Raw genomic sequence first — 4,235 nt, 5'->3', positions numbered from 1 at the left:
TGACCCGCACCCACCTCTCCTCCTACCGGGGCGGTGTCTGCTTCGGCCCGACGTGGATCTCCACCCTGGACGAGTGTCTTCAGATCGACGGTGAGGGTGTCGTCTTCGCGGCGGCGGACGGCATGCGTCTGGTGTACCCGGTGCCAGAACCGGGCGTCCCCACGATGCCGATCAAGGGTGCCCGCTGGCCGCTGGAGTGGGACGGCAGGCCGGACGATGCGATGACGGTCACCGACCCGTCGACGGGCGTGGTCCGCACCTTCGCCGCCCCCGTCCCTTCCCCTTCCTTCGGCGTCTTCCACCTGGCCTTGGACTCCTGGTCCGACCGCAACGGCAACCGCGTCGACGTCGAACGCGACGACGAAGGCATCCCGTTCGGCATCCGCCACTCCGGCGGCTACTACGTCGCCGTCGACACCCAGGGCCCCCGCATCACGGCCCTGCGCCTCCTGGGCGAACCCCCATCCCGCTACCGCCCAGGCACCGCACCCGACGAGGGCACGGTCGTGATGCGCTACGGCTACGACCCGGCGGGCAACCTGACCGAGGTCATCAACTCCAGCGGCGAGCCTCTGCGCTTCACCTACGACTCCGAAGGCCGCGTCACCCGCTGGACCGACCGCAACGGCACCTGGTTCTCGTACATCTATGACGAGCGCGGCCGGGTGGTGCGCACCGAGGGCGTCGACGGCATCCTCTCCGGCACCCTGACCTACGACGACACCGCCCGCACCACGACGTACACCGACTCCCAGGGCCGCGTCTCGGTCCACCGGTACAACGCCGAGGGCCTGGTGGTGGAGGAGACGGACGAGCTCGGGCAGGTCACGCGCACGGAGTGGGACGCGTACGGATTCCAGCCCCTGGCGGTCACGGACCCGCTGGGCCACACCACCCGGTACACGTATGACGACATCGGCAACGTCACAGAACTCACCCTGCCCGACGGCTCGGTGGCCCGCGCGACTTACGACCCGCTCGGTCTGCCGACCGAGTTGGTCGAGCCGGGCGGGGCGGTCTGGCGGCACACCTACGACGAGCAAGGCAACCTGCTGACGACCGTCGACCCGCTCGGTGCCGAGACACGCTACGCGTACGACGACGCGGGCCGCCCAACCGCCATCACCAACGCTCTCGGCCACACCCGCACGGTGGCCTACGACGCGGCGGGTCTGCCCCTCGCCCTGACGGACGAGCTGGGCCACACGACGACGATCCGTCGCGACCCGTTCGGCCGGGCCGTCGAAGTGACCGACCCGCTCGGCCACGTCACCCGCCTGGGCTGGACGACCGAGGGTAAGCCGTCGTGGCGCGAAGGCCCGGACGGCACGCGGGAGGCCTGGGCCTGGGACGCCGAGGGCAACCTGCTCACCCACACGGACCCCGCCGGGAACACATCGCACCACACGGTGGGTCACTTCAGTGCGCCGGCCACGCGCACGGACCCAGACGGAGCCCGGTACGAGTTCGCCTACGACACCGAGCTGCGCCTGACGGCCGTCACGAATCCGCAGGACCTGACCTGGACGTACACCTATGACGAGGCGGGCCGGCTGACCGCGGAGACGGACTTCAACGGCCGTACGCTCACCTACACCCACGATGCCGACGGGCGGCTGGCCAGCCGCACCAACGGTGCCGGGGAGACGCTGCGCTTCGCGAGGGACCCGCTCGGGCGGGTTGTGGAACAGCACTCGGACGCGGGTGCTGTCACGACATTCGCCTACGGCCCCGACGGCGGGCTGCGCCGGGCGGTCAACGCCGAAGCCGAGGTCGCCTTCGAGCGGGATGCCCTCGGCAGGGTCCTGTCGGAGTCCGTGAACGGGCGGACGAGCACCCATGCCTACGACGCCGTGGGCCGGCGCACCCGGCGGGTGACGCCTTCCGGGCTGGCCTCGGAATGGAGCTACGACCTGGCAGGGAATCCCCTCGCCTTGCGCTCGGCCACGGGTGCGCTGAACTTCGCCCACGACGCCGCAGGCCGCGAGACCCGGCGTAGCCTCGGTCGCGAGGTGACGCTGGCCCAGAGCTGGAGCGTGATGGGGCTGCTGGCCGCGCAGAGCCTGACCACCGCCACCGACCAACTCCTGCAGCATCGGACGTACGCCCACCGGGCCGACGGCTATGTGACCGAGATCCGGGAACTGACGTCCGGCACCCGCCGCTTCGACCTGGACTCGATGGGGCGGGTCACCGGTGTCCGTGCCCACGGCTGGAGCGAGATCTACGCGTACGATCCGGCGGGCAACCTGGTGCACGGCACGTCGCCGGACCATGAGGCCGGCGGTGAGCGCCGGTTCGAGGGCACACTCGTCCGCACGGCCGGCCGCACCTCGTACGAGCACGACGCCGAAGGTCGTCTCGTCCGGAAAACCCGCAAGCTCCTGAACGGCCAGACCCATGTCTGGAGCTACGAGTGGAACGCTGAGGACCGTCTGACCGACCTGGTCACCCCGGACGGCACCCGGTGGCGGTACGCTTACGACCCGCTCGGCCGCCGCATCTCCAAACACCGGGTTGCCGACGACGGCTCCGTGGGCGACCGTACGGCCTTCATCTGGGACGACTTGTGTCTGGCCGAGCAGACCGCCGCGGACGGCCGGGTCACTACCTGGGACTACGCCCCGGACAGTCCTCGCCCCGTCGCCCAGACGAGCCACAGACCGACCGTGGCAGCCGCCGGCTCGTCGTTCCTGGCTCAGCTGGCGGAGAAGTCGGACCCCGAGCACGAAGCTCGGTTCCACGCCGTGGTCACCGACGCTGTAGGTACACCCACGGAGCTGGTCTCTGTGAACGGAGAGCTGGTCTGGCAGCTCCGTACCGGCCTGTGGGGCACCCGGGTCCCGGCCCCGGACGAGGGCGCGTCGCCGGTGGACTGCCCGCTGCGTTTCCCGGGGCAGTACGCCGATCCCGAGACCGGTCTGCACTACAACGTGCACCGGTACTACGACCCGGAGACGGCGCGGTACATCAGCGCGGATCCGCTCGGCCTCCTTCCCTCGCCCGATCATCACGCGTACGTGCCGAACCCGCTGGGCTGGAGCGACCACCTCGGTCTTGCCGGAAAGGGACCGACGGGGCCCTCGAACCCGCTGAACTTCGGGCAGGGGTACACAGGTCGGCGTGATCCCTTCCCCGTGGGCAACAAGGGGATGGACGTGGAAATCCACGTCTACGACAAGTCCATGCGCGAAGTCGGATTGTTCAACAGCCAGGGATGGTTCAATAAGCACGGCATCAAGGCCTCGGAGGTCGAGGTACCGCCAAGTGTGGAGAACGCCATCAAGGGGCGGATGATCTACGAGCTGCGGAAGATCGGCCGCATCGGCCCCAAGGGCACCGAGGACATCAGCGGAGACAAGTGGAGGCGACCGCCTCTCGCCGCGGAAGGCTGCAAATGAAGTTCGTCACTGCCGTCTGGGATGATGGCGGGTTCTTCGTGGATCCGAGGGCCTATCTGGCCGAACTCGCCAAGTTCCGGGACCGCTTGCCCGAGGGAGCGAGAAATTTCGCAACCGATCCGGCACATTATGACTTGGGGTACGGAAACAGCCACTGTGTGAAGGATCTGGAGTTGTCCGGTATTCAGGTGGCCACCGACAAAAGCGGAGGGCTGACCCTGGAGTTTGCTCCGAACCAGTGGAAGCACGACGCCGGTCTGCGCATCAGCTATTCAGGCGTGACGCACTTTTCCGTCGACTACAAGCACTCCATCGACTGGATGCTGGTCGACACGGTGCTCCTCGACGAGATCCTTCCCGGCGAGGACGGCGGTTGCCTGCACGAGATCGCGCTCACCGACGCGTCGATCACCGTCCGGTGTGCGGATCTGCAAGCCGTGTGGGGGGACGCGAGCTGAGGAGGGCATGCACCGCTGCTGGAGTACTAAATCGGTGGCACTCGGGTGCGTGCCGCTCTAGTGTGAGGACTGCTTCGCGCGGCGGCCATTGGTCGCCGCTGTCGGCCGAGTGAGGAACAGGAGGTGTGACCGATGGCTGTCTCTGTGATGGGCGTTGCCCGCAACCAGGAGATCGTCCACTGCACCTCCGTGGCCGCCGGCTGACCTTTCTCGCAGCGCATACGTGCGCGTGGCCGGGGCCGCCCTTGTGAAGGGTTCCCCTTGAATTCCTCCTCTTTTCCGGCTTCTTCCGCTTCGTCGCACCCGCTGGCCCGCTACGGCTGGGACGAGCGGTGGGAAGCCGAGTTCGCTCCCCATGCCGGGCGGGGACTCCTGC

Annotated in this window: 2 protein-coding genes; both read left to right on the top strand. The window is 68.5% G+C overall.

The window, feature by feature from the left end:
- Nucleotides 1-3,401: RHS repeat-associated core domain-containing protein (locus tag VT52_RS33210; protein WP_079175444.1), on the top strand; the 3,401-nt coding region annotated here is incomplete at its 5' end.
- A complete protein-coding gene (locus VT52_RS33205) occupies nucleotides 3,398-3,859 on the top strand; it encodes a hypothetical protein (protein WP_046426903.1) in 462 nt (153 codons plus the stop codon). The genes VT52_RS33210 and VT52_RS33205, both read left to right, overlap by 4 nt.
- Nucleotides 3,860-4,235: the final 376 nt, after the last annotated feature.

Source organism: Streptomyces malaysiense (assembly GCF_000980885.2).
GTDB classification, from domain to species: Bacteria; Actinomycetota; Actinomycetes; order Streptomycetales; family Streptomycetaceae; genus Streptomyces; species Streptomyces malaysiense.
The sequence above is the reverse complement of the archived record's forward strand: the minus strand, read 5'-3'. Positions and strand labels throughout refer to the sequence as shown.